Annotated in this window: 1 protein-coding gene; it reads left to right on the forward strand. The window is 56.6% G+C overall.

All coding sequences use genetic code 11. The features are described from left to right. Window positions 1-260: integrase core domain-containing protein (locus R2A130_RS07820; protein WP_009464502.1), on the forward strand; the 260-nt coding region annotated here is incomplete at its 5' end. Window positions 261-286: the final 26 nt, after the last annotated feature.

Genomic DNA, 286 nt, shown 5'->3' on the forward strand with positions numbered 1-286 from the left:
AACGCAGCGTCGAGTGGCACTACATCGCGCCCGGCAAACCAATGCAGAACGGCTTCGTCGAGAGCTTCAACGGTCGACTACGTGACGAGTGCCTCAATGAGCATCTGTTCTCGAACCTACGGTACGCACGCGATCTGATCGAAGACTGGCGCATCGACTACAACCACGAACGACCCCATACGAGCCTCGACGGCATGACGCCGATCGAATACGCAACCCGGTCCATTCAGGACCAAAACCGGAACAGAGCTAACTCATAATCGAGGACAATCCGGGGAGCAGGTCA

This window comes from Ahrensia sp. R2A130 (genome assembly GCF_000179775.1).
In the GTDB taxonomy this organism is placed as follows: Bacteria; Pseudomonadota; Alphaproteobacteria; order Rhizobiales; family Rhizobiaceae; genus Pseudahrensia.